The organism is Bacillus hominis (assembly GCF_018332515.1).
Classification (GTDB): Bacteria; Bacillota; Bacilli; order Bacillales; family Bacillaceae_G; genus Bacillus_A; species Bacillus_A hominis.
Genome location: NZ_BOQD01000033.1, coordinates 1 through 26,599, shown reverse-complemented (window position 1 = coordinate 26,599; position 26,599 = coordinate 1). Strand labels below are relative to the sequence as shown.

The following is a 26,599-nucleotide window of genomic DNA, read 5'->3' as shown; positions in this document are numbered from 1 at the left end:
CCTTTATATTCTTTATTAATAAAATCTTGAATTTCTTTTGAATGTAGCACTTCTACTAACTCTTGAATTTCTTTTTTCTTCTCGTCACCTTTACGAACTGCAATAATATTTGCGTACGGAGAGTCTGATCCTTCAATCGCAATTGCATCCTTTGTTGGATTTAATTTCGCATCAATTGCATAGTTTGAATTAATGAATAAAGCATCTCCTTCATTATTTTCATATAACTTCGGTGAAAGCCCAGGTTCAACATCTGTTTTAAATTTTAAGTTTTTCGGATTTTCTACAACATCTTTTACTGTTGCTTTAACAACATCTACACCGTCTTTTAGTTTAATAACGCCGCCTTTTTGCAATAGTGCTAACATACGGCCACGCTCAGCTACGTTATTACTCATAATAACCGTTCCTCCATCTGGAAGATCTTTTAAGCTTTTATATTTCTTAGAATAAATGCCCATTGGCTCTAAATGAATTTTTCCTGCGTTTACAATTTTATATCCTTTTTCTTGAATTTCTTTATCTAAATATGGAATGTGCTGGAAGTAGTTCGCATCAATTTCTTTGTCTGCTAATGCTTTATTCGGTAACACGTAGTCCTGGAATTTTTTAATCTCTAGTTTAATACCTTTTTTCTCTAATATCGGCTGTGCTTTCTCTAAAATAACAGCGTGCGGTACGTTAGAAGCTCCAACAACAAGCTTATTCTCCTCTTTCCCCCCGCAGGCAGCTAATGTAAATACAGACAGTGCTGTAACAACTGACAGTATAATTTTTTTCATATGATGTCCCCTTCTCCCCTATAGTTATGTAGTTATAAAAAGGGCCGGCATACACCAGCCCTTTTCAGCAATTATTCTTTTACAGGAACAACTGCCCCTTTATATTCTTTATTAATAAAGTCTTCAATTTCTTTAGAATGCAACACTTCTACAAGAGCTTTAATCTCTTTTTTATCTTTATCACCTTTACGAACAGCTACTACGTTTGCGTATGGAGAATCATTTCCTTCAATTGCAATCGCATCTTTTTCTGGGTTTAATTTCGCATCAATCGCATAGTTCGAGTTAATTAAAACCGCATCGCCTTCTTTATTGTTATAAACTTGTGGCAATAAACCAGGCTCGATATCCGTTTTAAATTTTAGATTTTTCGGATTATCTGCAATATCTTTCGGAGTCGCTTTAACTGGATCTACTCCGTCTTTAATTTTTAAAATGCCTTCTTTTTGTAAAATTGCTAAACCACGTCCATGGTCAGCAACAGAATTACTCATAATAATTGTTGCCCCATCTGGAAGCTCTTTTAAGCTCTTATATTTTTGAGAGTATACACCAATCGGTTCTAAGTGAATTTTTCCCGCTATTTCAAAATCATATTTTTTATCTTTAATTTCTTTTTCTAAATACGGAATGTGCTGGAAGTAGTTTGCATCGATTTCTTTATCCGCTAACGCTTTATTCGGTAACACGTAGTCTTGGAATTTTTTAATTTCTAACTCAATTCCTTTTTTCTCAAGTAAAGGTTTTGCCTTTTCTAAAATAACAGCGTGCGGTACGTTAGAAGCACCAACAACAAGTTTCTTTTCATCTTTATCTTTCCCACCACAAGCAGCTAACCCAAAAATTGAAGTTGAAATAAGTGCCGTAAGTAATAATTTTTTCATTTTAAATACCCCCATTTTCATTATCTTTTATCTATTCGAGTCGTTACACTATCACCAATCCACTGAATGAAAAATACAACTAGTAATACACAAATTGTCGCAACGATTGTTACATCGTTATTTCCTCGCTGGAACCCTTCTAAATAAGCAAGTGTTCCAAGGCCACCAGCACCAACAACTCCCGCCATTGCTGTATAGCCTACTAAAGCAATTGTCGTAACCGTAATACCAGATACTAACGCTGGTAACGCTTCTGGAATTAACACTTTCAAAATAATTGTGCTTGTTTTTGCTCCCATTGCTTTTGAAGCTTCAATTACACCTTTATCAATTTCACGAAGTGCGATTTCAACCATTCTCGCGTAAAATGGTGCCGCTCCAATAATTAAAGCTGGCAGCGCTGCACTCGCTCCTAGAATTGTTCCAAGAATAATCTTTGTGAATGGGATTAATAAAATAATTAAAATGATGAACGGTATCGAACGGAAAATGTTTACGAACGCTCCAATCACCGTATTAACTGCTTTGTTTTCCCATAAATTATCTTTCGCTGTCATAAAGAGTAACAATCCTAAAATTAGTCCTAAAACAAATGTGGCAAGAGCTGCAATTGCCGTCATATATAACGTTTCACCAGTCGCTTCTAACATTTGATTCCAATCAACATTTGTGAGTAACTTATCCATGTGCAATCACCTCCAGCTCTACTTGATCTTGATGAATCCCTTCTATTGCTTGCTGGATCGCAGTTTCCTCACCATTTAAATGAACGACTAAACTACCGTAAGAACCGTTATTCGTTTGTGCTATATTTCCTTGCAAAATGCTAACTTCTATATCACTGCGTTGCATTAACCTTTGAAGAACCGGCCTTTCTACAGCCTCACCGATAAACTGCAAGCGAATTACTTTTCCATCTGGATATTTTTCAATTAAGCTTTCAATCGTTTCATTTGTATCTTCAGAATCCGTTAACTGTTGTACAAATCGTTTTGTAATGTCTTGCTGAGGATTACGGAATACATCAAGTACAGGACCACTTTCTACAATCTTTCCTTGCTCCATTACCGCAACACGATTACAAATCTTCCGAATCACGTGCATCTCATGTGTAATTAATACAATTGTTAAGCCTAGACGCTTATTAATATCTAATAATAAATCTAAAATTTGATCCGTCGTTTCTGGATCAAGAGCTGACGTTGCTTCATCACATAAAAGTACTTGCGGATTGTTAGCTAACGCTCTTGCAATCCCAACACGTTGCTTTTGTCCACCACTTAACTGAGATGGATATGCGTCTCCTCTTCCTTCTAATCCAACAAGATGAATTAACTCATCAACACGTTTTCTTCTCTTCTCCTTATCAACACCTGCAATCTCAAGTGGAAATGCGATATTTTCGCGTACAGTTCGTGACCAAAGTAAGTTGAAGTGCTGAAAAATCATTCCAATTTCTTGCCTTGCCTTACGAAGTTCATTTCCAGTAATCGCTGAAATCACACGATTTGCAATTGTAATTTGGCCAGAAGTTGGTTTCTCTAACTGATTAAACAACCTAATTAAAGAACTTTTCCCAGCGCCACTATATCCGATAACACCAAATATTTCGCCTTTTTCTATTTGTAAGTTGGCGTTATCTACAGCAGTGACATCACCGCTTTTTGATTTATATATTTTCTTTACATTTTCTAATAAGATCATGATGTTCACCCCTTTTTTGTTTGGACATACTCCACAATTTTTTATTTTTGATGCGTGTAGTCCACCGTTATCACTACTTTTATTATTTGAATGTCCTCCACATTCAAACAACAAAAAAACCTTTCCGCTTTAGAGAAGCAGAAAGGTTTATATGCGTATATAACAACATTATCCCTCTCTCTCATCTCTCAAAGCATTTGCTTTGCAGGAATTGGCACCATTTCAACATAAGTTGACGGTTGCCGGGCTTCACAGGGCACAGTCCCTCCACCTCTCTTGATAAGAGAAATCAGATTAAATTTTCGTCTGATTTAAAATTTATTAAATTGTCTATATTTTATGAATTGAATTGTATCAATAACCAAACACCATGTCAACAGAAATTTTCGTAAAAAAAGAAACTTCAGACTTTTAAGCACCTACTGACATCGGCCTACATATATGAAACATTGATTCAATTAACAACATCGTTCGATACGTTCCCGAATATTGCACACGCCCATCGCTCATTAACGTCTGCAACCTTACATTTCCATTCACCAAACGTTCTACATCCTCTTCCCATAAACAAACGATTTGTTCTGTTCCTCTTTCCTCTTTCAAAAGTTCAATATAATCCCTTGAAATTTGTAACGAACAGCATTCATCTCCAAAACGAAAATTAACAGTTCTTTCTCCTTGCCTTAAAAGCGGTTCTAAATGATATTGACTATTAGCGTAATTTACAAATGATTGAAGCAAAGAATATAATTTCATCCTAAATCACATCCCTCATATCACTTTCTATTACATACCATTCCCTCTTATTAAAGAGCAATCCTGTTATTTTCGCTCGACAAATACTGTATCTATCACGCATGTCGACATATTTCCCAAGAAATATGTCGAGGCGGCAAAAACTTTGCCGCCTACTTTAATTCCGTATATAAATATTCAACCGAATGAAATGCATATATTTTCTTCATCAGTGTCCCATTTTCAAAAATAAGTAAACACGGTACACTTTCTATCCCATACTCTTTCGCTAAATGCGGGGCATAATTTAAATCTAACATTCCAATTTTCAAATCTTCAATCGTCATCTCGACGACCGTTAACATCTTCTTTGCTAATTGGCATGTTCCACACATTGGTGTATATACATATAGCACTGTTTTTTCTTCATTTTCTATTAGGTCTGCAGCCTCGGCACCTGTCCAATCAATCACTTCTATCATTCCTTACCGTAAATATTCTGTATAAACGTCAATGTCAGCTCCCCATAATACATTTGCTAAATGTGAAGAAGGCGCAGTCGCCACCTCGCGATACGAGCGATCAATATAAATATGCTCTGCTTGCGGAAATTCTTTTCGAAATTGTTTCCTTAACTTTTCCCCTGCATCATCAGCATCCACTAGCACATATACATCCTTATCAAAAAACTGATCAATGAGCTCATCCATTTTCGACAAACCAATTGTACCATTTGTACAAACAATTTCCACTGGTTCACGAATAATAGATTCAATCTTTCTTCTGTCCGATTTACCTTCTACAATAATGACTTTTTCCACATAAATCATATGTCATCACCCGATCACCATATACTATACAACCTTTAACTTAGTATATAGTATATTCGTTATTTTCATGTTGTTTCCTGTTTATTTTTGCAAAAGAAAAGCGGAAGCAACTGTTTAGCCCTGTTGGCTAAGGTTCTTTCGCACAGAAGACGCTTTTTGTCTTCTCGTACGGAAGGTTCTTAGACATGAAGAGCTAGGAGGTGGAGCTGGACAATAAAGAAAAGCGTAAGCGGCTCGCTCAGATTGTGAGGGGGATGGAGCTTCTAACATAGAGGCGCTTTTTGCCTCGTAGGAAGAAGCGAAGCCACCGAACAATCTAGCCGCTGGGGCTGGACAATAAAAAGCGGAACCGGCTCAATCAGCATGAAACTTCGGCGAAAAAAGTTTTTCAAAAACCTTCTCCTATATGATAATTAATATATATGTGCTCTCAAATTCATTATGTAACACAACATAAAAAAGGACAGCACAAAGGCTGTCCTTCAGTCGACTATAATTAGTCTTGGTTTGTCATTTCTGCATATTTTTCTGCAGTTAATAACTTCTCAACTTGGCTTGCATCAGAAAGTTCAACTTTAACCATCCATGCACCCTCGTATGGAGATTCGTTAACTAGTTCTGGTTGGTCACTTAATTCTTCGTTTACTGCTACAACTTTACCACTTACAGGTGCGTATAATTCAGAAACTGTTTTAACAGATTCTACGCTTCCGAATGGCTCGTCAGCTTGGATTGTTGCACCTACTTCAGGAAGTTCAACGAATACGATATCGCCTAGCTCACCTTGTGCAAAGTGAGTAATACCGATAACAACTTCATTACCTTCTGTTTTTACCCATTCGTGTTCTTCAGAGTAACGTAAATTATTTGGAATGCTCATGACTGTACCTCCAGTGAATGTATTAATTATGTAAAAATACCTTATTGGTACTTTTTCCACACACTTTCAAACTGCTCTTCGTTAAAACCAAGTGTTACACTCGTTCCATCTGTTACGATTGGACGTTTAATCAACATGCCATCAGATGCTAAAAGTTCGTACATTTCGTCTTCGCTTGCATCCTTTAACTTATCTTTTAAACCAAGTTCGCGGTAACGCATTCCACTTGTATTAAAGAATTTTTTTAATGGCAATTCACTTTTCTCGTGTAAATTACGTACATCTTCTTTTGACGGTGGATTTTCAACAATATGAATCATCTCATATGCTACATCGTTTGCCTCAAACCATTTCTTTGCTTTTTGACATGTGCCACACTTTGGATATGAATAAAATGTTACTGTCATAAATTCACCTACTTTTTTACTAACCTTTACCTTTATCATATAGAAAACGTTTTATTATTTCAAACGATTATTCGCTAAACTTTAACTTATTTCGTGATAATTTTTAATAATCCTGCTAATTTTTCTTATTTTTCCGCCATTTTCAAGGGAAAATAAATATATAAATTTTTTTAGAATCTTTTCAACTGCATCAAACATATATCTTAAAACAAACGTTTGATTAATTTTCTATTTTTCTATGTGAACCTTTGAGCTGCATCAATTCTTTTCTACCGAACATACTTCTTAAACAAACGTTTGATTAATTTCCTAGTTTTCTACGGTAGTCCTTGAGCTGCATCGATTCTTTCCTACCGAACATACACCTTAAACAAACGTTTATTTAATTCCCTATTTGTCTGCGTTTCTCTACGAAAACATCGATTTTCCCTACCGAACATATGCCTTAAACAAACGTTTATTTAAAAAAATAAAAGCCTTTTATTATAAAGGCTTCTCATGATCTATTCAAATAATCTGCAATTGTTTGAAATACTACGATATACATATTATGAATACTTTCTTCTGTATTTCCGCCATTTGATAAACCAACTCCCCATTGTTGCCCTTCACCACTCCCAATATTCGCAAAACCTTGCGTATACATAGCATTTATATCTTTGGGTGCGCTTTTATACTCTATATTTTTTGTGATAAAAATCGAATATGATTTATCTTGTAAACCGATAAAAAATACTGGTTTCTTTAGAGTTGAAAATAAATCTTTATACGGCTCTTTTGAAGCTTCTTGAAAGTGCTCCCTCATTATTAAAAAACCATCAACTTTTGCTGATTTCTCCTGCATCTCTTCTAACTTCACTTTTTCAAACTTTATATTTCTAAATGTATCTTTCGGCTTTTCACCAACAACTCCAATGACGAGTGCTCTCCCGTTATATTCTAATGTCTCTCCCTCATTATCCTTTGCACACCCAGTACTCACTAGGCATAACAATATAAAAACTAAGAAATACGATAAACGCTTCATTTAGCACCCTCCCCTTCTTTTAGTCAAGTGACAAAAACGTAAGGTGAATTCAAGAAAATGTAAGTAAAATCGATAGCTCCATTCGTGTTTCTATATTATAATCAATTGAATTTACTTACATTACTAAAAAACATAGGAGATTGTCATGAAGAAATTTAAACTTTCATCTTTTCTTCCGTTAAGTTATATATTTCTACTCGTACTCGTAAGTCCCCTTTACGATGTATTAAATAAATCGACTGTCCACGCAGTGAACGTCACAACAGTAGTAGATGATTGGATTCCATTTGTAAAAGCATTTATTATTCCTTATTTACTTTGGTTCCCATACTTATACGGCGCACTTATTTATTATTGTTTTGCTGATCGAAAGCAATATTACGTTACTTTAAGCAGTGTAGTTCTTGGTAAGCTTGCTTGCTTTTCTGTTTATTATTTTTGGCAAACAACTGTACCTCGTCCAACCGTCGTTGGAACAGACGTATTTTCCGAACTAGTCCGCTATATTTATAGTATCGATCAACCAGTAAACTGTTTTCCTAGCATTCACGTCCTTACTACATTTGTGATTATGTTAGCTGCCTTTAAACGTAGAGAACAACATGCTTTTGAATACTACATTCTTACTTTCTTCGGTACACTTATCATTTTATCAACGCTATTTACGAAGCAACACGCATTTGTAGATGCCATTTCTGGAATGACGCTTGCAAGCATATTATACTTCGGTGTTCAGCTATTGTTAGCAAAAGAACCAATAAAAGTTCCAGTAAAACAAAACCATAAAATGTAACGTAACAAAAAAGCAGACTGTGGCTTCTTCAGTCTGCTTTTATCTATTATTAAGGAGATTTTCAAATTAAGATTGCGGTACAGTCATATCACCAGAATGAATACGACCTGATTTTTTTAGAGCAATGTAAAGTATATAAGAAACAGCTACTGGAATGATGACATAAGTGATTATCATCGCTGGGACAACTTCCCATCCTTGGCTGGAAATTAAATTAATTGGTGCGATAAGAGAACTTAATCCAAGACCTGCAATTTCTTTCCCTGCTTCCAGGTGGAAAATTAATGCTGATACTGGGCCGACTATAGCGCTGGCGACGACAGTTGGGACGAGAATCATTGGATTTTTAGTAATGTTCGGCAACTGTACTTTCGGAGTACAAAGGGCCTGAGCTAATATGCCGCCTAAATTATTTTCTTTCGCTGAGATGACAGAGAATCCGATAAACTGAGCAACACATCCTGCAAGTGCTGCACCTCCTGCAACACCATCTAAGCTAAGCGCTATCGCTAACGCAGCTGATGAAGCTGGGGAGATAAGTAACAGTCCCCAAACTACAGCAATCACGACAGAAGCGATAAATGGGCTACCAGCTGAACTATCTTTAATGAATGCTCCAACTGTATTTAAAACTGGGCTAATATTTTGAGCTAACCAAATACCGACTAAACCAGAACCGAGTATTGCTGCAAATGGAACGAGCATCATATCTAAAGCAGTTTTTCCACTTAATCGTTTACCAATATAAACTGCTAAAGTCGCTGTTAATAATGCACCGATTGGTTCACCTGTTTTAATGATGAGACCAGCTTCAGTAATTGAAATTGAACCAGCTCCAATTGCTCCGGCTACCATCGCTGAGAAAATTACGAGTCCGTTTGCACCGAGCATAAAAGCAATTCCGGCTCCAATTGCTGGTGCCATAAGTGATTTTGCAACAACTCCGATTGTAATAAGTAATGGGATATCAACAATTCTTCCTATATTTTCGATCAATAAACCAATTCCAAGGGATACGAAAATACCCTGTGCGATTCCTGCAGAAGCTTTAAACACACGAGACATTATATATTCCTTCATTTGTTTCACCTTCTCCTATAATTTAGTCACCAATTGTTTTCATATAATCGCGTAAAACATCGTTTGATTTTGCAAAGCGGCTTTCTTCATCTTCTGATAAGTTTAGTTCTACAACTTCTCTTACACCGTCTCTAGTAATAATTGCTGGTACTCCTGTACAAATATCGTATTCGCCATACTCACCATCTAAAATGGATGAAACAGCGATAACACGGTGATCATCATTGAAAATTGAGCGAGCGATATATGCCAGAGAATTTCCAATTCCATAATAAGTAGTTCCTTTACGCTTATAAATTTCCCATCCAGCTTTTGCAGTCTTCTCAACAATTTCATCTAAATCTATTTCACCTAAACGTTCTTTTTGTTCCTCTAAAATTTGTAGAATGGGCTTTCCACCAACCGTTACGTGAGACCAAGCAACCATTTGAGAATCACCATGTTCTCCTAATGAATATCCATGAATACTACGAGGATCTACCTCTAACATCTCAGATAAAATCGTTCTTAAGCGAGAAGAATCTAGTGATGTACCAGTACCAAGTACACGATTTCTTGGTAAACCAGATAATTTCCAAACTTGATATGTAATAATGTCAACGGGGTTCGATGCGATTAAGAAAATACCGTCAAATCCACTTTCCATTACGCCGCTAACAATGCTTTCCATAATTTTTGCACTTGCTCCTAAAGTATCTAAACGACTTTGTCCAGGCTTCGGTGCTGGCCCTGCTGTAATAATGACAATATCCATATCCTTGCAGTCTTCATAGTTTCCTGCATACACTTTTGTTCTTGTATTTGTAAAGTTAATGCAATGCGATAAATCCATCGCTTCTCCAACTGCACGTTCATGATTTATATCAATTAACAATAGCTCTTCGCAAATTCCTTGGTTTACAATAGAATACGCGCAGCTTGATCCCACTAATCCAGTACCGATAATTGCAATTTTTCTTGTGTTTCTATTCATAGCAATCTCTCCTAGTTGATTATGTAATCTATTTCTTTTGCTCTTTACACTCCTAATTATAGAGATTTCCACAATAGAAACCATGGATACTTTGTGAAAAATTGAACAAACTTTTGTCCTTTCTGTGAATTGTTATATTTAATTTTCGTCATATTTGTTACAACTGGAAAAATATTTCTTATGTATTTATTGACATGTACAAAGTGAAACTTTAATCAGTGGGAGTTTTGTTCATCTCCCACTGATTATTAGCCCTCACCAATCGGGCTTTTACGGGCAGCCAGGCAAATAGCGGGACAAAACAAAAAAAACGAGCGACTTCATTCGCTCGTTTTTTTCATCCTATTATTCCGCACTTAATTGACTTTTCAATTGCTCTACAATCATCGGATTCGCAGGCGCTGCTGGTTTATAATAACTTTTTTGCTTTGCGTATTCATACATATTACGTTGACGCGCTTCATCTTGATTACGAATTTGAATTAATGTTTGATGTAATTGTTCATTATCAGACTGAGAAATATAATTTGCATAACTTGTTAAACTTGCATTTAATCCCGCTAAATAATCATTTACCATATCTTTTTCATTCATCTTTTGCTTCCTCCTATCCTAGGAAAGTCATTAATTGTTGTTTCGTATTTCGTGCATCTTGCGCATCCTTTTGTAGCATTTGTTTTAGTTGTGGATCTGTACATGCCTGTGCATACTGGTCCAATTTGTTAATAATCGTTGCGTGTCCACCAATTAAATGACGTAAGTTTTCTACTTCAAGCTCTGTTAAATTTTGCATAGAATACTCCTACCTTTCTTTGTTCATTCAAGATTTAGTATTCTGTTCTTTTGGGATTATATGCACTAAAAAACCTTAGAATCGTTTCTAAGGTTTCCTCTTATTCATATTCAAGCCGCAATATCTATAATTAATGAAAGAATCAATAATACAATTACCCCTCCGCCGGCTACTCTTGCTATATTTTGTTGATCTACACTTGAAACAACAAATCGGAAGTATAATATACCACCTACCGCAATAAGAATACATTCCAATGTAATACTAATAGCCGGAAATCGCCACAACCCAAAACCAAGCATAGGTAAGTCTCCGAAATTTCCTGGAAGTAACGGCAAATCAGCACGATGCACAAGTAAATCAAGAATCCAATGACTAAAAACTACAGCTCCCATAACAAAGCCAGCCCGCCTACCCCAAAACCTCATACCCACTACTCCTGCAAAAAAGGCAATACACAGCGCTCCTATTAAAGAGTGTGAATAATCCGCATGAATCACCGCTTCACCATAACCATTACTATTAATAGGCTCAATTCTCTCTACTCCTAAAACATAAAGCGGTACAAAGATGACATCCAATAGTTGTGTACTTAACATGAGAGCCCAAAGTGGTATTTTGGGTGACTTTGCTTTCACTACTGCAGCTAAGCCAAAATGTCCTGCAAACATTTCACTTCACATCCTTTTTTAATTGTACCTCCAGCAAACCGTAACTTACTGTAAAAAAGCATGAACAGCAAAAAATTCATGTTTTCTCGCTTCTTCTTTATTCTCTCATTACATGTAATCCTTTAATAAACGTTTCCAGTAATACATGTAAACTTGTATCTAAATCCAGCGGCAAACCAAATCCCCCCTGCTGTTCAATCGACGCAAATCCATGACAAATACTTCTGAATCCGCGTGTCGCATGAAGTGCATTCTCTCCTTCTAAGCCGTATTGTTGTAAAATCCGAAGACAAAGCTCTACAATTCCGTCCCCTGCTTTTCTTACTTCTTCATCTCGTAAAAAAGTTGCTTCATACAATCCAGGATGTTTTCGGACAAACGCTACGTACGCTTCTCCTAATGTATAAATTGCTTCATCCACGCTTTTACCCGAGGCCGCCTCTTCCAGTCTGTTATGCAGCTGTTTTATTCCGTAAATACCAAGGTTTTTCCGGACATCTTGTAACCCTTTCACATGATTATATAGAGAGGGCGAACGTATCCCCAACCTTTGTGCTAATGACGATAATGTTACTTCTTGTATCCCATTTGTATCTGCGATTTCTGCCGCTGTGTCTACAATTTTCTGTAATGTAAGTCCGATTCTCGGTGACATAAATTAACCCTCTTTCATGCTTTCTACATTTCGCTTAGCTTCCTTAATAGCAAGCTCTATAGCAGCGCCTGGATCTTTTATCATTTTTCCATGTCCTGTCGCAAGCAAAGAAGGCTCATATCCTCTTAGCTTCTCTGCACTTTGTAATGCTACTTCTTTACTCCACGTTGCCATCGCAGGAAACGGAAACCAAAATTTCATTTGTCCCGAAACAGCCATACCTCCTCTTGTTTGGAAGGCATCCCCGACAATAAGAGCTTTATTTCGTACATCAAGAAACGACATGGATCCTGGCGTATGTCCCGGTGTCATAATCGCAAGAAGCGATCCAATACGGTCGCCATCTTCCAATAAAACATCAGGTATCGTTTTTACCTTTTTAGGTACACCGCCTTTTATTGGTATATTTGGTTCATCCTTTTGTAACGACGTATCTCCCTCTAACAGCTTTGCGTCCCGCTTAGAAATATAGACTGGGACATCAGGAAGTACTTCCTTTAATTCGTCTAGTGCACCGATGTGATCATCATGCGCATGTGTTAATACAATCTTAGTAATTGGTTTCCCTATTTTCTTAGCCGCCTGTAAAATACCTTTTGCGCTATATGGCAGAGCCGCATCAATTAAAGTTAAACCATCTTCTTCCTCCACAAAGTAACAATTCACAGGAAACACTCTTGGTAAAAATGACAATTGATATACCGTTTTTTCATGTATCATTCTCATATTTCCATCTCCCTTTCCGAATAAAACTAATGCTATTAGTTTTATTATACTAATGGCATTAGTTTTATGTCACTAAAAATTTCCTTTTTTCAAAAAAAAGAACAGTAGTCGTATAAACGACTACTGTTCTTTAAAGGTATTAAACTGTATAACGCTCGTCTTCTAAAATTTTCGCAGCAATTTCACGTTTCTTCGGAATTACGTTAAGTGGTGTGTGGCGAGTTAATTTACGTAATGATGATAACATCATGCGCAGCATGTCGCCGTTTTCAACTGCGATAAGTGTTTCTTTCGCATCTGCTTCGATTTCGTTGAATGCTTCTTGGCAGAATACTTCAGTGTATAGCACTTTTTGTTTATTCTTTTCAAGACCAGTTGTTTTAATTGCTTTTTCTGTACGAAGAACAGCTGATTCCATTGCGTATAGGTTACTTACGATGTCAGCGATATTCACAAGAATTTCTTGCTCTTTATCTAATGCTTTACCGTATTTTTGAGCCGCTAATCCAGCTACCATTAAGCCGATTTTCTTAGCATTAGTTACTAAATACTTTTGAAGTGCTAATGGCTCATCGCCTACTTCTTCTGGCATCATCATCATTAACTCTTCTTGTAATTTTTGTGCTTTTTGAAGAAGAGGTAATTCACCTTTCATCGCTTTACGTAAGAACGTACCTGGTACGATTAGGCGGTTAATTTCGTTCGTCCCTTCGAAAATACGGTTAATACGAGAATCGCGGTACATTCTTTCAATCTCGTACTCTGCCATAAATCCGTAACCACCGTGAATTTGAACGCCTTCATCTACTGTATAGTCTAGTACTTCAGAACCGAATACTTTATTTAAAGAGCACTCGATTGCATATTCAGCGATAGAAGCTGCTACTGCTTTACCGTCTTTCACTTCTTCTTCAGATAATGTGCTCATGCGGCTTTCGAATAAACCTACTGTACGATATACAGAGCTTTCAGCTGCATATGTTTTCGCTGCCATATTCGCAAGTTTTTCCTGAATTAATGGGAAGCGAGCGATTGGTTGTTTGAACTGTTGACGTTGGTTTGCATATTGTGCTGAAATTTCTACCGCACGTTTCGCAGATCCAACTGTACCAACACCTAATTTATAACGACCGATATTTAAAATGTTGAATGCGATAATATGACCTTTACCGATTTCACCAAGTAGATTTTCTTTCGGTACTAATGCATCTTCTAAAATTAACGTACGAGTTGATGAACATTTAATACCCATTTTCTTCTCTTCAGGGCCTGTAGATACACCAGCGTATTCTTTCTCTACGATAAATGCTGAGAAGTGCTCACCATCTATTTTTGCGTATACAACAAATACGTCAGCGAATGCAGAGTTTGTAATCCATTGTTTTTCACCGTTTAATACGTAATGTGTACCTTCTGCATTTAAACGTGCAGTTGTTTTCGCACCTAATGCGTCAGATCCTGAACCTGGCTCTGTTAATGCGTATGCAGCTAATTTTTCACCAGTCGCAAGTAATGGTAAATATTTTTTCTTTTGCTCTTCGTTACCGAATAATACGATCGGTAACGATCCGATACCTACGTGAGCACCGTGAGTAATTGCAAAGCCACCAGCACGAGAGAATTTCTCTGCGATTAACGCTGAACTTACTTTATCAAGGCCAATTCCGCCGTACTCTTCTGGTACGTCAGCGCCTAGTAAACCAAGTTCACCAGCTTCTTTTAAAAGACGAACAGAACGATCAAACTCGTGTTGCTCTAAATATTCAAGCTCTGGAAGAACTTCATTTACGATAAATTCCTCTGTCGTTTTTGCAATCATTTTATGCTCAGATGAAAAATCTTCTGGCGTAAACACTTGATCAATCGTAATCTCATCAACTAAAAAGCTACCGCCTTTAACCGCACTTCCTACTGTTTTTTCCATGAAAATTTCCTCCTTCATATTTTCATGAGCCTCTTCTCTCATTTTGAGATAGCTGGCTCTCCCGTTTATTTTTTATAAACCTTTGTTGCTTCCATTCTTTGCATTAGCGTCGTCTCGTTCTGAGCGAGCCGCTTACACTTTTTTTATAATCCAGTTCCAGCGGCTAGAATGTTCGGTGGCTTCGCTTCTTCCTGCGAGGCAAAGAGCGCCTCTACGTCTGAAGCTCCATCCCCCTCACATTCTGAGCGAGCCGCTTACACTTTTTTTATAGTAATTCAAATACTCCCGCTGCTCCCATTCCGCCGCCGATACACATTGTTACGATACCGAATTGTTGGTTGCGGCGTTTCATTTCGTGAATAAGGGATAGTGTTAGTTTTGCTCCTGTACAGCCAAGTGGATGCCCAAGTGCGATTGCACCGCCGTTTACGTTTACTTTTTCTTCATCTAAACCAAGCTCACGAATAACTTGGATAGATTGAGAAGCGAATGCTTCATTTAACTCGAATAGACCAATATCAGATAGCTCTAAACCAGCTAATTTTAACGCTTTTGGAATTGCAGCGATTGGGCCGATTCCCATTACTTCTGGTGGTACGCCAGCTACTGCAAATGAACGGAATTTCGCAAGTGGCTTCATGCCATCGCTCACTGCTTTTTCACGATCCATTAATAGTACAGATGCTGCACCGTCACTCATTTGTGAAGAGTTACCAGCCGTTACAGAACCGCGAACGTTAAATGCTGGACGTAATTTACCTAAAATGTCTAGCGTCGTCTCTGCTCTTACACCTTCGTCTTGTGCGAAAATGATTGTTTCTTCTTGCAGTTTGTTGTTTGATCCAACAGTACGTAACGTCACATCTACAGATACTGTTTCATCAGCAAAGTTCCCTGCCGCTAATGCTTTCGCAGCACGTTGATGACTTCTTACTGCAAATGCATCTTGCTCTTCACGAGAAATTCCATATTTCACAGCAACTTGCTCTGCTGTATGTCCCATGCCCATATAATATTCTGGAGCCGCTTCTACTAAGCGACTATTCGGACGAACAACGTGTCCCATCATTGGAACTAAGCTCATTGATTCCGCTCCGCCTGATAGTACAGCTTCAGAGTGTCCAAGCATAATGCGCTCTGCTCCGTAAGCAATACTTTGTAAACCAGAAGAACAGTAACGGTTAATCGTAATAGCTGGAACATCGTAAGAAAGTCCTGCTAGCCCGCCGATATTACGAGCCATGTTTAAACCTTGTTCTGCTTCTGGCATCGCACAACCGAAAATTAAATCATCGATTGGTCCTTCATAATTCGCACGCTTTAACGTTTCTTTTACTACTAACGCCCCTAGATCGTCAGGACGAACTGTTTTTAATGAACCCCTCTTTGCTTTTCCAATTGGTGTTCTTGCTCCCGCAACAATGACAGCTTCTCTCATGAACGATATCTCCCCTCGTTATTAGTTACGTAATGGCTTTCCTTTTACAAGCATGTGCTGCATTCTTGCTTGTGATTTCATCTCACTTACTAAGCTAATAAATGCTTCACGTTCTACATCTAATAAATATTGCTCGTCAACTTCTGTTCCGTACGGTACTTTTCCGCCCGCAATGACATATGCAAGTTTCTTCGCAATGTGAAGATCATGTTCAGAAATGTAACCAGATAAATGCATTGCTTCTGCACCAAGTACAAGCGTTGCATACCCTGTTTCACCGACAACTGGTATCTTTTTACGAATCGGTGCTTTATAACCTGCTTCATATAAAGTAAGTGCTTTTTGTTTCGCATCATATAGTAAGTGGTCACCATTCACACTAATACCGTCTTTATCGCCTAAGAAGTTGTTAGAGACAGCTTCTTGCGCTGATGTAGAAACTTTCGCCATCGCTACAGATTCGAATACTTTATTCGCAACTTTTTGCAGATCAAATTCTACACCGTTTGGCATTTTATTTAAGTGTTTAATGTATAGCTCTTTATTACCGCCTCCGCCAGGGATTAAGCCAACACCAACTTCTACTAAGCCCATATACGTTTCGCTAGAAGCTTGAATGCTAGCAGCTGGTAAGCAAACTTCTGTACCTCCGCCAAGCGTCATACCATATGGTGCTGCTACAACTGGCTTAGAAGAGTACTTAATTTTCGTCATTGCATCTTGGAAGTTTTTCACAACCCACTCAATTTCAAAGTAGTTGTCGTCTTGTGCTTCCATTAAGATCATTGCAAGATTCGCACCAACGCAGAAGTTCTTCGATTGGTTACCAATAACAAGACCTTTATAATTTTTCTCTACTTCATCAACAGCGTAATTAATCATTTGCGTAATATCCATACCGATTGCATTGCTCTTCGAATGGAATTCTAAGCAAAGAATACCGTCACCTAAATCAATTAAGCTTGCTCCGCTATTTTTCTTTAATACGCCATTTTTCGCTTTTAATTGCTTAAGAGAAATTGCTTTTTTGTTACGTTCGATTAGCTTATATTCACCATTATCGTAATAGTAGCTATCGCCATTATCATGTTTATAGAAAGTAGTGAAACCTTTCTCTAACATTTCTTTCACCCAAGTAGGAACAACTGCGCCGTTTTCTTCCATCTTTTGAACAGATTTTTCAACGCCGATTGCATCCCAAACTTCAAATGGTCCTTGCTCCCAGCCGAAGCCCCACTTCATCGCTTGGTCAATTGCAACGATATCGTCAGCAATTTCTTTATGAAGTTTTGCAGAGTATAAAAGAGTTGGTGTAATGATGTTCCATAACAACTCTCCTGCGCGGTCTTTCGCGTATACAAGCGCTTTCAATTTATTCGATAAACCTTTTTCTTGTTTACTTAATTCGATAGATGCAGCTTTTAATTTTTTACGCGCTCCATATTCCATCGTTTCTGGATTTAATTCTAAAATTTCTTTTCCTTGTTTTAAGAAGAAGCCTTGACCTGTTTTACTTCCAAGCCATTTTTTATCAAGCATGTCATGCATGAAAGCAGGTACTTTAAATACATCACGCTCTTCTTCTTGTACATTTTCATATACGTTATTTGCAACGTGTACGAATGTATCTAAACCGACAACATCTAATGTGCGGAACGTCGCGCTCTTTGGACGACCAATAAGTGGGCCTGTTACAGAATCAACTTCCCCAATGCTATAGCCACGCTTAATCATTTCTTGAAGCGTTACAAGCAAGCCGTACGTACCAATGCGGTTTCCAATAAAGTTTGGTGTATCTTTTGCGATAACAACGCCTTTCCCAAGAACGTCTTCGCCAAATAGTTTCATGAAGCTTAATACTTGTGGATCAGTTTCTTTCGTCGGTATTACCTCTAGAAGTTTTAAATATCGTGGTGGGTTAAAAAAGTGTGTGCCTAAGAAGTGTTTCTGGAAGTCGTCTGAACGACCTTCTGCCATTTTTTCAACGGAAATTCCTGATGTATTTGAGCTCACAATTGAGCCTGGTTTACGAACAGCATCTACTTTTTCAAATAGTTTCTTCTTTATATCTAAGTTTTCAACTACTACTTCAATAATCCAATCTACATCAGCAAGACGCTCAAGATCATCTTCAAAGTTACCTGCTTCAATCAGCGCTAGATTACCTTTCACTGTCAGAGGAGCTGGTTTTTGCTTTACTAGTTTTTGCAAAGCCGTGTTACTAAAACGATTTCTCACACTTTTATGTTCTAATGTAAGTCCCTTCGCTTCTTCTTCTTTCGTAAGCGCCGGTGGTACAATATCAAGCAATAATGTCGGAATACCAATATTAGCTAAGTGTGCCGCAATCCCTGAACCCATTACGCCTGAACCTAGAACAGCAGCCTTTTTAATTTGGAACATCCATTTCTCCCCCTATTCTTGAATGAATGCTCATTCAATTTTTCGACATAAGTCGCAATCAATGAGTGAGCCTCTACTAATAAATATATGATACAGTTTGAATTTTCGCAATATATTTATTGATAAAATTTTCTGAAATAAATATATTTCTTTCATTTGGCTATGCTATACATGTGTATTTTCTTCATTAAAATGCACTTTCCCTTTTTATAATCTGACGAAACTGGAGGAATAAATATGGCAAAACTTAAGAAGAACCCTTCAAAAGCTGGAATTAGCGCAGCAAGCGTAACTGGAAATGCAGGTCCGCATAATCAAGGTGTTGAAAAAGGGCGTCAAGGTAATAACCAACAGTATAAAAAGCATAATATGGGCGAAAAATAACGCTATATTTTTGGGCAGAGAACGTGGCATAATGATTAATGGCTACTTTTTCTGCCCAATTTATTTGTACATATGGAAAACAAAAGAGGGAACGACGATGAAACGAACAATAATTATGATTGTAATGATTGCCACACTATTTACGGGGATGATTTTCTTCTCTTATGCGCAAAGGCAACAAGTTGTAAGAGCGGATCAGCCTAACATTACTGGGCAATACGGGATTACAATCGATGCAGACACAGGGAAAATTTTGTATGGAAAACGGGAAGATGAACGCGCTTATCCGGCTAGTATAGCTAAAATGATGACAACTCTTCTCTTACTAGAGAATGTAAAAGAAGATGAAGAAATTACTATTACAGAAAACGCGATTAAAACAGAAAGCCAAAGTGCGAAAATTAAGCTTCGTGCTGGTGAAAAATTAAAGCGTGATGAGGCATTAAAACTTATGCTTATTATTAGTGCAGACCCAATTGCTGAATCAATTGCAGAACATATCGCAGGATCAAAAAATGAATTTGTGAAAATGATGAATGCGAGAGCGAAGGAACTTGGTACAAAGCATGCGACTTTCAAAAACGCAAGTGGTGCTGATGCACTTGGAAATAAAGTATCACCTTATGACATTGCTATTATTACGAAAGAAGCATTAAAGTATCCAATTGTTTTAGATTATATGAATTCAACACGTACTACTCTACATACTTCAGAGCGCTCTCCAAAAATTGCAAACTATGGACGCGAAGAACTATATGACGATCCATATGCGATTGGAAGTAAAAGCGGTTTATCAGCACTCGGAAATTACACGGTCGTAACAGTGGATGAAAAAGACGGTAAACGCGTCATTAACGTCGTGTTATCTTCTACTCGTACGCAGCTATATCCTGATACGAAGAAAATGGCACATTACGCATTTCAGCAATTAAAATAACCAAGGAGTATAGTCTCCTTGGTTATTTTTTGATCATACCTTTTAATACGAACGCAACGTTTGCTGGACGCTCTGCTAGACGACGCATAAAATAGCCATACCAGTCGTTTCCATAAGGCACGTAAACACGCATTTTGTAACCTTCTTTTACTAGCTCAAGTTGACGCTCATTACGAATACCAAATAACATTTGGAATTCAAATTGATCCCTCGGAATGTTGTGTTCTTCGGCAAGTTTTTTCGTATATTCAATAATCGCTTCGTCATGTGAAGCAATTGCAGTATAATTTCCATTTAATAAGTGCATTTTAATAATTTTTTTATAGTTATCATCTACATCTTTCTTATCCGGGAACGCTACCTCTTCAGGTTCTTTATAAGCCCCTTTTACAAGACGTAAATTAGGATTATAAGCGTTTAAGTCTTCCATATCCTTTTCTGTACGATATAGGTAAGCTTGAATAACAGTACCAATATTATCGTATTCAGATTTTAATTGTTTAAAGATATCAATTGTTTTCCCGCAGCGTGTATAGTCTTCCATATCAATTGTAACAAACACACCATTTTCTTTTGCAGCTTCTAAAATACGGCGCATATTGTTCATTACGATTTCGTCAGAGATATCTAATCCCATAGAAGTCATCTTTAAAGAAAGTTGTGAATCAAGACCTTCTCTTCCAATTGCACGGATCGCTTCAATCGATTGGGTAGCCATTTCATTTGCTTCCGCTTCATTATCAACGAATTCACCTAAATAATCGATTGTTACACAAAGACCTTGCTTATTTAATGCTTTAATTGCAGCTGTCGCTAATTCAATCGTCTCCCCTGCGACGAAGCGACCCGCGCCAAAGCGTAAACCGTACTTTTTAGCCAGTTTTGTTAGCGCTTTATTTTTAGACAAGAAAAGAAACGAATTTCGCATTAATTGTTCCATGTAATTCACCCCTAAGACTATACTTTATCTGTTTTTTACCCCTCTTCAAAATTATATCACTGTTTAAAATTATTTGATACAAATAATTATTTAGATAATTTATAAAATACTATCAAAACATTTAAAACCCTATATTCTCGCTTGTAAATATGAAGAAAATATTTTTCGACATTTAGAAAAAAGGAGTTTACTAGGGAAAAAATGAGCATGCCGAAAATATTCGACATGCCTATAAAACCCTTTATATTCCATATGAATTATATGAGGATATTAATAAAGAAAAATTGAGGTAACATTTACCTCAATTTTTCTCACTGCTCATTTCGCTTCTCTTCATTCAACTTTTTAATATCCGTAATTAACTGTACCATCTCTTCTTTTGCATCGGGATACGTCTCATTCCAATGCTTCACTAAAGCTGGCATCGTCTTCGCTATGTAAGAATACAGTGCCCACTTCTGCACCTGTTCTTTTCGCTCTTCATTGCTCTCTCCCAGTAATAGCTCCGTATATTTCTCTAGTAATCCGTCAAACTGTTCGTTAAACTTTTCACTCATCCTATTTACCTCCAATATGAAAAAAGCAGCGAAGATCGCTGCTTTTTCTTATAATTTTGATCGAACAGAGTTTAATTTCTTCTCCATTGTGCTTACTTTATCACGACGATCATCGATACGAATGGTTGTCGCAACGCGCTGTGCACCCTTCGTATATGGAACTTCATGCATTTGTTGAATGACTTCTAAAATAACAGGAAGATCTCCTTCGATAACTGTATTCATCGGTGTTAATTGATACTTCACGCGATCTGCATTTTTCTCTAGCACCTTTTGTACTTCTGCTACATATTCACTAACACTCGGATTACCTGTTCCTACTGGAATAATCGATACATCAACAATTGCCATAGTAACTTACCTCCTATAATCGCTTCTTATATATCCATTGTCTATTTTACCAAAATCTTTATCATTTTAATAATTTGTTATCCTTCTACTTTAAACTGCTCAACCAATCTTTCTAAGTCCCGCATATTCTCTGTCAAATTTTCCATCGTATGAGCTACCTTTTCTAAATGATTAACCTGTGACTCAGTCGCTGCATTCACCTCTTCAGAAACAGCTGCACTTTCTTGACTTGTACCAGCAATCGTGTTCATTACCTCTGTAATTTCCCCTTGCTCGTGACCTATATTATTTACCTCTTCTACAATTTTTTCAACTGAAGTACTAATAGTATTTACAACTGACATAATTGTACGGAATTCAGCCTCTGCCTCTGTCGTAACTTTATTTTGTATATCCGCAATATCTTTCAATTTACTTACAACTTCTACAACTCGCTTTACTTCTAATTGTACATCTCCAATCATCGTTGCAATTTCTCCTGTTGCCATTTTTGATTGTTCCGCTAATTTGCGAACCTCTTCCGCAACAACAGCAAAGCCCTTACCTTGCTCACCTGCACGTGCTGCTTCAATCGAAGCGTTTAAAGCCAGTAAATTCGTTTGATCCGAAATACCTTTTATAAGCTCTACAACATTTTGAATTGATCCAACTCTTTGCTCTAACTTACCGGATGCTTCTTCCGTATGAACAACGATAGAAGATGATTGTTCTCTTGTACGAACTAAATTCCGCATCGTATTTAATCCTTGCTTAGATGCTTCTTCCGCCTTGCCAGTCACTCCCTTTATTTCACCAACGGAACTATTCATTTCTTCCATTGACTGCGCCATATTTTCAAGTTGCTCTGAAACCTCATCTACACTATTAGCAAGAGTAGACGCGCCTCCGCTCACATCATCCATTGCACCTGAAACTTCTCTACTAGCTGCTACAGTTTCATTCGTTAAATAATGCAGATTGTGAGTCGATTGCTGTACTGTCGATACACTATTTTTAATTTTACTTACCATTTCATTCATTTGCTCAACCATATGATTAAAGTGGGTCGTAAGCGTACCAACCTCATCTTTACTTGTCACTTTCATTTGCAACGTTAAATCACCTTCCGCTACTTTTTGAACGTGATTCGTTAATAATTGTAACGGTTTTGCTAATCTTCTTGAGAATAAATATGAAGCTAATATTCCAATTAATAAACTTATACATGCCATTATAATAACTGTATTTCTTGTTTCTACGAGTAAGTTATCAATTGACTCTTTCGGATATACAATCCCAATTTTCCACTTCATCTTATCAAACACTTGACTATAGGCTACTACATCTTTCCCATCCAATGTCGTCACCGCAAATTTCGTTTCATCTTTATTTAAACTTTTTACAAGTGGTTCTTTTGAAACATCTTTTCCTACTTTCTCTGGATATACAATGGCAATATTTTTATCATTTACAATAAACATTTCTCCGCCATTATTATATTGAATATTATGGAGTAGCTTTTGAATCGTTCCTAGTGATACATCCATTGCAACAACACCTAACACAGAACCATCTTGTCCGACAATGGATTTTGAAACTCCAATACTTAACTTACCTGTCGCGATTTCATATTGTGGTTGTCCCCAAATAATCGATTTTGTATCTGCTTCTGACGCTTTATACCAAGGACGACTTGTTGGATCATATCCTTCCGGTACTTTGCCTCCTTCAGCAAGATTTGCACTCAACGTTTTTTTATCTTTCGTCCCAATGTATACATCTAAAATATCAGGATGATTCTTTTTAAACCTTGAAAATTCCTTTAAAATAAAACTCTCCTCTTCTGGAGTAACTCCATCTTGTAGCATATTTTGAATATCATCATGAGTTCCATAATGCCCCATATCTTCTTCAATTCGCTGCATAAATGCAGTTAACTGCTCTGTCACAAGATCCATCGTATTTCGAGAATACTGGTCTAAGGAGTGCGTTTCTTTCTCTTTTTGCACTTGATACACAGCTGTACCTAATATTACAAACATCATAGAAATAAGCACTGAAAATACTACTGCAATTTTTAAACGTAAACTTCTTAACATCTTCCCTCAAGCATCCCCTTCTCGATGAAATTCGATTGTATTAATCAATATATTAAGTATAATAGATAAATTAGAAAGCTCAATCTTTATAGTTTAAAAACTTGAAATTTATTCTCCTTTCAATCAACTTACTTATTATCTCAACACTTGTGTAAAAACAAATAGTTCATTATCCTTAACATATAATCTCATTCGTTCGGAGGGAACTATGTTACAAAAATTCGGTTTCTCACAATATGAAAGCCAAGCTTACGAAGTTGTCGTATCAAGCAATGAACCATTAGATGCAACAACTATCGTTAAACATTCCGGTGTTCCAAAAGCAAAAATATATGAAGTGTTAGCACGACTCATTGATAAAGGAATGGTAATGGATTCTGTTTCAGAGAAGAAAAAGCTATATACAGCGTTACCACTCAAACTAGCAATTGAAAAGTTAACAACAGAATTCCAATCTAATATTAAAGAACTTGAAAATAATATTTCTAAAAAATCATTCACAGATGACCGTGTTTGGAGTTTGAAAATGCAATCTTCTATTAAAGTACAAAGTAGGCAACTTGTAGAAGATGCGAAAGAATCCATACGCATCTCCGCATGGAATGATACCCTTTTAGAATATCTTCCTTTACTAGAACAAAAAGCAAACCAAGGGGTCCAGATCGAGTCCCTCATAGTTGGTAAAGTAGAAACAGACTTAGAAAACATACATTTTCTAATCCCAACTGAAGAACCTAACGCATTAGAGCGTTACTTACTACTCATCGTTGACGATCGTGAAATTTTATTTGCTGGTGTAGAGCAAGAATCATGGCAAGCGATGAAAACAATGTCACAACCTTTCGTGAAGTTCTTTACGGAGTTCTTCTATCATGACGTCGCTCTCGCAAAAATTACAGAGAAACACCATGATCTCTTTATGGAAGATGAGGAAATTAGAAGTCTATTAATGAAGTTGAGGTATTAACAATTCCCAAAATTGATTCTACAATTTGAATAGATAATATAATTTTCCATACAAAAAAAGCTGTACCAAACGGAGTTTTACATACTCTTTTGGTACAGCTCTTTTTTATGCTTTCGCTAATTCAATTTTATGTAGTTTGTTTTTCGATGGTTTTGATTTGTAAATACAGAACGGTCATTCTTTATGTGTACGTTTTGTAAAGTTTACACTCAAATAAAGCGGCTATATTAAGGCTTTTTTTGTTCCTTTATCTCCATCAACAGCTCAATAATTTTCTCATTTTGCTCTACTTGTTTCTCAGAGTTTTGATAGATGAAACGAATCCATCTAAAAACAAAAACAATCACAAATAACGGAAGTACTGTGAATATAAAACCAATAATTGAATAATCCATATGCTATCACCTCGCTATATACTCCCTTCTCCATTTCCCTACTAACCCCTGCAATTTTTTTACAAATAAAAAAGAAGAACCTATCAAACGATAGATTCTTCTTTCGCAAACTGATTCGAACGATCTCTCGTAATTGAGAAAATCGCACAAAGCAGTGCCAATATAATAAAAACGCCGCCTACCCAAGCGTTATATATAACAGATGATTTTTCAATAACAACTCCGCCCACTGTTGAACCAAGTGCAATTCCTAAATGAAGTGCAGAGTTATTTAAACCTTGCTGAATACCAGCTGATTCCGGTGCAATTTCAATTAAATAATTTTGCTGTGCTGGTGAAATCGCCCAGCTCAGCATACTCCATAATCCCATCATAATAATGAAGAGCGGGAATGAGAATGTCATTAATGGCAACATGAAGATTGCACATGCAAATACGATAATAATGGAAATAATACTTTTCTTCGATCCCCATTTATCCGCAAGCAAGCCCCCAAGGCCGCCTCCAAGTACCGCTGCGATTCCGAAAATGAAGTAAAACACACTAATCCAGTTTGCTTCAACATGCATTACATCTTTTAAAAACGGCGTTAAATATGCGTATAACGTTAAATGACCTGTTAAAAATAAAAATGATGTTAACTGTGCACTTACAATTTTCTTATCTTTTAACGTAGCAATTTGTTCTTTTATTGATAACACCGATGTCGGTGGTACTTTCGTTAAGAACAATGAAATACAAGCAATTGCAATAACTGTTAAAATCGAAATAAGTACAAATGGTGCACGCCATCCGTATGCATTTCCGAGCACAAGACCAAGCGGTACTCCAAGTACAAGTGATCCACTAATCCCCATAAAAATAATTCCAATCGCACGCGCACGAAAATGCGGCTCTACTACACTAGAAGCAAGTGTTACCGATAGTGCAATAATAAGCGATCCACTCGCTGCACAAATTACTCTCGAGAACATTAACATCCCGTAATTCACACTAAATGCCGAAACGATATTTCCAATTAAGAAAATTGATAATGCCACAACATATAATTTTTTTCTTTCAAACTTTCCTGTTAATGCTAATAAAACTGGCCCTGATAGAGCAAATACTACTGAAAATATTGTAATAAGCTGACCCGCTGCACTAATCGACACACCTAAATCATTGGCAACTAAATCAAGCGTTCCTCCTATAATTAGCTCAACCGTTCCGACTACGAAAGCCGCAATAGCTAAAATATATACACGAAAATTCAAGTCTTCCCCCACACTTTCTCTTTTGGTTA

The 26,599-nt window shown here is 37.0% G+C and carries 30 protein-coding genes and 1 riboswitch; of the genes, 4 read left to right on the top strand and 26 right to left on the bottom strand.

Annotated features, from left to right (window positions below; genetic code table 11):
• The 10 genes from metQ (KI356_RS04825) to KI356_RS04780 form a co-directional block, all read right to left on the bottom strand.
• A partial coding sequence (gene metQ, locus KI356_RS04825) for a methionine ABC transporter substrate-binding lipoprotein MetQ (RefSeq protein ID WP_212934897.1) occupies positions 1–782 on the bottom strand: 782 nt, incomplete at its 3' end.
• Between the two features lie 71 nt (positions 783–853).
• A complete protein-coding gene (gene metQ / locus KI356_RS04820) occupies positions 854–1,666 on the bottom strand; it encodes a methionine ABC transporter substrate-binding lipoprotein MetQ (RefSeq protein WP_071770925.1) in 813 nt (270 codons plus the stop codon).
• A 20-nt stretch (positions 1,667–1,686) separates the two neighbouring features.
• The gene (locus KI356_RS04815) at positions 1,687–2,352 is read right to left on the bottom strand and encodes a methionine ABC transporter permease (RefSeq protein ID WP_128281940.1); all 666 of its coding nucleotides are present in this window, start codon (positions 2,350–2,352) and stop codon (positions 1,687–1,689) included.
• Positions 2,345–3,370, bottom strand: coding sequence for a methionine ABC transporter ATP-binding protein (locus KI356_RS04810; RefSeq protein WP_212934896.1), 1,026 nt, complete (start codon positions 3,368–3,370; stop codon positions 2,345–2,347). The genes KI356_RS04815 and KI356_RS04810 overlap by 8 nt, the downstream gene beginning before the upstream one ends.
• Before the next feature lie 178 nt (positions 3,371–3,548).
• Positions 3,549–3,656: riboswitch (SAM riboswitch) on the bottom strand.
• 125 nt (positions 3,657–3,781) lie between these two features.
• Positions 3,782–4,126 (bottom strand): hypothetical protein, encoded by a 345-nt coding sequence (locus KI356_RS04805; RefSeq protein WP_128281938.1) that lies wholly within the window; start codon positions 4,124–4,126, stop codon positions 3,782–3,784.
• A gap of 152 nt (positions 4,127–4,278) precedes the next feature.
• Positions 4,279–4,587 (bottom strand): thioredoxin family protein, encoded by a 309-nt coding sequence (locus KI356_RS04800; RefSeq protein ID WP_205685973.1) that lies wholly within the window; start codon positions 4,585–4,587, stop codon positions 4,279–4,281.
• 3 nt (positions 4,588–4,590) lie between these two features.
• The gene (locus KI356_RS04795) at positions 4,591–4,935 is read right to left on the bottom strand and encodes a toprim domain-containing protein (protein WP_000640865.1); all 345 of its coding nucleotides are present in this window, start codon (positions 4,933–4,935) and stop codon (positions 4,591–4,593) included.
• Positions 4,936–5,431: 496 nt separating this feature from the next.
• Positions 5,432–5,815, bottom strand: coding sequence for a glycine cleavage system protein GcvH (gcvH, locus tag KI356_RS04790; protein WP_000026898.1), 384 nt, complete (start codon positions 5,813–5,815; stop codon positions 5,432–5,434).
• Positions 5,816–5,856: 41 nt separating this feature from the next.
• Positions 5,857–6,222 (bottom strand): arsenate reductase family protein, encoded by a 366-nt coding sequence (locus KI356_RS04785; RefSeq protein ID WP_002124230.1) that lies wholly within the window; start codon positions 6,220–6,222, stop codon positions 5,857–5,859.
• Between the two features lie 496 nt (positions 6,223–6,718).
• The gene (locus KI356_RS04780; protein ID WP_212934895.1) at positions 6,719–7,249 is read right to left on the bottom strand and encodes a hypothetical protein; all 531 of its coding nucleotides are present in this window, start codon (positions 7,247–7,249) and stop codon (positions 6,719–6,721) included.
• 145 nt (positions 7,250–7,394) lie between these two features.
• Here KI356_RS04780 and KI356_RS04775 point away from each other — a divergent pair, with 145 nt between their 5' ends.
• Positions 7,395–8,042 (top strand): phosphatase PAP2 family protein, encoded by a 648-nt coding sequence (locus KI356_RS04775; RefSeq protein ID WP_128281935.1) that lies wholly within the window; start codon positions 7,395–7,397, stop codon positions 8,040–8,042.
• A 66-nt stretch (positions 8,043–8,108) separates the two neighbouring features.
• Here the strand turns inward: KI356_RS04775 and KI356_RS04770 are convergent, their stop codons facing one another.
• From KI356_RS04770 to KI356_RS04725, 10 genes are all read right to left on the bottom strand, one after another.
• A complete protein-coding gene (locus KI356_RS04770; RefSeq protein ID WP_128281934.1) occupies positions 8,109–9,122 on the bottom strand; it encodes a PTS sugar transporter subunit IIC in 1,014 nt (337 codons plus the stop codon).
• Positions 9,123–9,144: 22 nt separating this feature from the next.
• Entirely contained in the window at positions 9,145–10,095 is a 951-nt protein-coding gene (locus KI356_RS04765; protein WP_438820838.1) for an L-lactate dehydrogenase, read from the bottom strand.
• Positions 10,096–10,440: 345 nt separating this feature from the next.
• Positions 10,441–10,689 (bottom strand): spore coat protein, encoded by a 249-nt coding sequence (locus KI356_RS04760; RefSeq protein ID WP_002124213.1) that lies wholly within the window; start codon positions 10,687–10,689, stop codon positions 10,441–10,443.
• Between the two features lie 13 nt (positions 10,690–10,702).
• A complete protein-coding gene (locus tag KI356_RS04755; protein WP_001180550.1) occupies positions 10,703–10,888 on the bottom strand; it encodes a hypothetical protein in 186 nt (61 codons plus the stop codon).
• Between the two features lie 110 nt (positions 10,889–10,998).
• The gene (locus KI356_RS04750) at positions 10,999–11,559 is read right to left on the bottom strand and encodes a permease (RefSeq protein WP_212934894.1); all 561 of its coding nucleotides are present in this window, start codon (positions 11,557–11,559) and stop codon (positions 10,999–11,001) included.
• Positions 11,560–11,656: 97 nt separating this feature from the next.
• A complete protein-coding gene (locus tag KI356_RS04745) occupies positions 11,657–12,214 on the bottom strand; it encodes a TetR/AcrR family transcriptional regulator (protein WP_212934893.1) in 558 nt (185 codons plus the stop codon).
• A gap of 3 nt (positions 12,215–12,217) precedes the next feature.
• Entirely contained in the window at positions 12,218–12,940 is a 723-nt protein-coding gene (locus KI356_RS04740; protein ID WP_212934892.1) for an MBL fold metallo-hydrolase, read from the bottom strand.
• Between the two features lie 139 nt (positions 12,941–13,079).
• Positions 13,080–14,864: an acyl-CoA dehydrogenase FadE gene (locus KI356_RS04735; protein WP_212934891.1), complete on the bottom strand. Its 1,785-nt coding sequence runs from the start codon at positions 14,862–14,864 to the stop codon at positions 13,080–13,082.
• A 265-nt stretch (positions 14,865–15,129) separates the two neighbouring features.
• Entirely contained in the window at positions 15,130–16,302 is a 1,173-nt protein-coding gene (locus KI356_RS04730) for an acetyl-CoA C-acetyltransferase (protein ID WP_001206343.1), read from the bottom strand.
• 21 nt (positions 16,303–16,323) lie between these two features.
• The gene (locus KI356_RS04725) at positions 16,324–18,705 is read right to left on the bottom strand and encodes a 3-hydroxyacyl-CoA dehydrogenase/enoyl-CoA hydratase family protein (protein ID WP_212934890.1); all 2,382 of its coding nucleotides are present in this window, start codon (positions 18,703–18,705) and stop codon (positions 16,324–16,326) included.
• Between the two features lie 237 nt (positions 18,706–18,942).
• Here KI356_RS04725 and KI356_RS04720 point away from each other — a divergent pair, with 237 nt between their 5' ends.
• Together KI356_RS04720 and KI356_RS04715 are read left to right on the top strand one after the other, a co-directional pair.
• Positions 18,943–19,089: a YuzL family protein gene (locus KI356_RS04720; protein ID WP_001096346.1), complete on the top strand. Its 147-nt coding sequence runs from the start codon at positions 18,943–18,945 to the stop codon at positions 19,087–19,089.
• A gap of 97 nt (positions 19,090–19,186) precedes the next feature.
• Positions 19,187–20,026, top strand: a complete 840-nt coding sequence (locus KI356_RS04715) for a D-alanyl-D-alanine carboxypeptidase family protein (protein WP_212934889.1) — start codon at positions 19,187–19,189, stop codon at positions 20,024–20,026.
• Between the two features lie 22 nt (positions 20,027–20,048).
• Here the strand turns inward: KI356_RS04715 and KI356_RS04710 are convergent, their stop codons facing one another.
• The 4 genes from KI356_RS04710 to KI356_RS04695 all read right to left on the bottom strand — a co-directional run bounded on the left by KI356_RS04710 (position 20,049) and on the right by KI356_RS04695 (position 23,952).
• Positions 20,049–20,966: a proline dehydrogenase family protein gene (locus KI356_RS04710; protein ID WP_002124201.1), complete on the bottom strand. Its 918-nt coding sequence runs from the start codon at positions 20,964–20,966 to the stop codon at positions 20,049–20,051.
• A 311-nt stretch (positions 20,967–21,277) separates the two neighbouring features.
• A complete protein-coding gene (locus KI356_RS04705) occupies positions 21,278–21,523 on the bottom strand; it encodes a YusU family protein (RefSeq protein ID WP_001290592.1) in 246 nt (81 codons plus the stop codon).
• A gap of 48 nt (positions 21,524–21,571) precedes the next feature.
• Positions 21,572–21,874, bottom strand: coding sequence for an MTH1187 family thiamine-binding protein (locus tag KI356_RS04700; protein WP_001018862.1), 303 nt, complete (start codon positions 21,872–21,874; stop codon positions 21,572–21,574).
• A 77-nt stretch (positions 21,875–21,951) separates the two neighbouring features.
• The gene (locus KI356_RS04695; protein WP_128281927.1) at positions 21,952–23,952 is read right to left on the bottom strand and encodes a methyl-accepting chemotaxis protein; all 2,001 of its coding nucleotides are present in this window, start codon (positions 23,950–23,952) and stop codon (positions 21,952–21,954) included.
• Positions 23,953–24,160: 208 nt separating this feature from the next.
• Here KI356_RS04695 and KI356_RS04690 point away from each other — a divergent pair, with 208 nt between their 5' ends.
• Complete coding sequence (locus tag KI356_RS04690; protein ID WP_128281926.1) at positions 24,161–24,919, top strand: TrmB family transcriptional regulator; 759 nt, start codon at positions 24,161–24,163, stop codon at positions 24,917–24,919.
• 227 nt (positions 24,920–25,146) lie between these two features.
• Here the strand turns inward: KI356_RS04690 and KI356_RS04685 are convergent, their stop codons facing one another.
• Both KI356_RS04685 and KI356_RS04680 read right to left on the bottom strand, forming a co-directional pair.
• Complete coding sequence (locus tag KI356_RS04685) at positions 25,147–25,314, bottom strand: hypothetical protein (RefSeq protein ID WP_164881577.1); 168 nt, start codon at positions 25,312–25,314, stop codon at positions 25,147–25,149.
• Positions 25,315–25,397: 83 nt separating this feature from the next.
• Positions 25,398–26,599, bottom strand: a 1,202-nt coding sequence (locus tag KI356_RS04680) for an MFS transporter (protein ID WP_307856555.1), incomplete at its 5' end; no start/stop codon positions are given.

Bases quoted from the DNA above. Each gene is read 5' to 3' on its own strand.
- KI356_RS04715 (WP_212934889.1), top strand. From the start codon at position 19,187: ATGAAACGAACAATAATTATGATTGTAATGATTGCCACACTATTTACG.
- KI356_RS04765 (WP_438820838.1), bottom strand. From the start codon at position 10,095: ATGAATAGAAACACAAGAAAAATTGCAATTATCGGTACTGGATTAGTG.
- KI356_RS04705 (WP_001290592.1), bottom strand. From the start codon at position 21,523: ATGAGTGAAAAGTTTAACGAACAGTTTGACGGATTACTAGAGAAATAT.
- KI356_RS04725 (WP_212934890.1), bottom strand. From the start codon at position 18,705: ATGTTCCAAATTAAAAAGGCTGCTGTTCTAGGTTCAGGCGTAATGGGT.
- KI356_RS04805 (WP_128281938.1), bottom strand. From the start codon at position 4,126: ATGAAATTATATTCTTTGCTTCAATCATTTGTAAATTACGCTAATAGT.
- KI356_RS04740 (WP_212934892.1), bottom strand. From the start codon at position 12,940: ATGAGAATGATACATGAAAAAACGGTATATCAATTGTCATTTTTACCA.
- KI356_RS04785 (WP_002124230.1), bottom strand. From the start codon at position 6,222: ATGACAGTAACATTTTATTCATATCCAAAGTGTGGCACATGTCAAAAA.
- KI356_RS04730 (WP_001206343.1), bottom strand. From the start codon at position 16,302: ATGAGAGAAGCTGTCATTGTTGCGGGAGCAAGAACACCAATTGGAAAA.
- KI356_RS04810 (WP_212934896.1), bottom strand. From the start codon at position 3,370: ATGATCTTATTAGAAAATGTAAAGAAAATATATAAATCAAAAAGCGGT.
- KI356_RS04720 (WP_001096346.1), top strand. From the start codon at position 18,943: ATGGCAAAACTTAAGAAGAACCCTTCAAAAGCTGGAATTAGCGCAGCA.
- KI356_RS04815 (WP_128281940.1), bottom strand. From the start codon at position 2,352: ATGGATAAGTTACTCACAAATGTTGATTGGAATCAAATGTTAGAAGCG.
- KI356_RS04745 (WP_212934893.1), bottom strand. From the start codon at position 12,214: ATGTCACCGAGAATCGGACTTACATTACAGAAAATTGTAGACACAGCG.
- KI356_RS04780 (WP_212934895.1), bottom strand. From the start codon at position 7,249: ATGAAGCGTTTATCGTATTTCTTAGTTTTTATATTGTTATGCCTAGTG.
- KI356_RS04685 (WP_164881577.1), bottom strand. From the start codon at position 25,314: ATGGATTATTCAATTATTGGTTTTATATTCACAGTACTTCCGTTATTT.
- KI356_RS04755 (WP_001180550.1), bottom strand. From the start codon at position 10,888: ATGCAAAATTTAACAGAGCTTGAAGTAGAAAACTTACGTCATTTAATT.
- KI356_RS04770 (WP_128281934.1), bottom strand. From the start codon at position 9,122: ATGAAGGAATATATAATGTCTCGTGTGTTTAAAGCTTCTGCAGGAATC.
- KI356_RS04795 (WP_000640865.1), bottom strand. From the start codon at position 4,935: ATGATTTATGTGGAAAAAGTCATTATTGTAGAAGGTAAATCGGACAGA.
- gcvH (WP_000026898.1), bottom strand. From the start codon at position 5,815: ATGAGCATTCCAAATAATTTACGTTACTCTGAAGAACACGAATGGGTA.
- KI356_RS04760 (WP_002124213.1), bottom strand. From the start codon at position 10,689: ATGAATGAAAAAGATATGGTAAATGATTATTTAGCGGGATTAAATGCA.
- KI356_RS04735 (WP_212934891.1), bottom strand. From the start codon at position 14,864: ATGGAAAAAACAGTAGGAAGTGCGGTTAAAGGCGGTAGCTTTTTAGTT.
- KI356_RS04690 (WP_128281926.1), top strand. From the start codon at position 24,161: ATGTTACAAAAATTCGGTTTCTCACAATATGAAAGCCAAGCTTACGAA.
- KI356_RS04800 (WP_205685973.1), bottom strand. From the start codon at position 4,587: ATGATAGAAGTGATTGATTGGACAGGTGCCGAGGCTGCAGACCTAATA.
- KI356_RS04700 (WP_001018862.1), bottom strand. From the start codon at position 21,874: ATGGCAATTGTTGATGTATCGATTATTCCAGTAGGAACAGGTAATCCG.
- KI356_RS04695 (WP_128281927.1), bottom strand. From the start codon at position 23,952: ATGTTAAGAAGTTTACGTTTAAAAATTGCAGTAGTATTTTCAGTGCTT.
- metQ (WP_071770925.1), bottom strand. From the start codon at position 1,666: ATGAAAAAATTATTACTTACGGCACTTATTTCAACTTCAATTTTTGGG.
- KI356_RS04750 (WP_212934894.1), bottom strand. From the start codon at position 11,559: ATGTTTGCAGGACATTTTGGCTTAGCTGCAGTAGTGAAAGCAAAGTCA.
- KI356_RS04710 (WP_002124201.1), bottom strand. From the start codon at position 20,966: ATGGAACAATTAATGCGAAATTCGTTTCTTTTCTTGTCTAAAAATAAA.
- KI356_RS04775 (WP_128281935.1), top strand. From the start codon at position 7,395: ATGAAGAAATTTAAACTTTCATCTTTTCTTCCGTTAAGTTATATATTT.